General features: G+C 58.7%; 1 protein-coding gene. It reads right to left on the bottom strand.

Annotation, left to right across the window (positions count from 1 at the left end):
* On the bottom strand, positions 1-230 hold a 230-nt coding region (locus KZZ04_RS20975), incomplete at both ends, for an acyl-CoA dehydrogenase C-terminal domain-containing protein (RefSeq protein WP_219424147.1).

Here is a 230-nt window from a genome sequence, read left to right as displayed (position 1 = left end):
GCTCATCAGGCAGTCACTGCCCGCTTCCACTGCCGCTTGGTGCATCGTTGTGCGCGGCAGCAAACGCTTGAAGTAGAAGTCGCACGTCGCCAGCTTGGCGTTGGCAAACTCGGTGTCGTCGAGTGCCTGGGCGGTGATCGCCATACGCAACCACAGGTAACCAAGGATGATGTAGCCGCTGTACATCAAGTAATCCACCGCCGCTGCGCCCACTTCATCCGGGTTTTTCA

The sequence above is a fragment of the Pseudoalteromonas sp. CR1 genome (assembly GCF_019392235.1).
Lineage (GTDB): Bacteria > Pseudomonadota > Gammaproteobacteria > Enterobacterales > Alteromonadaceae > Pseudoalteromonas.
Note: the sequence above shows the minus strand (reverse complement) of the source record. Positions and strands in the feature narration are given on the sequence as shown.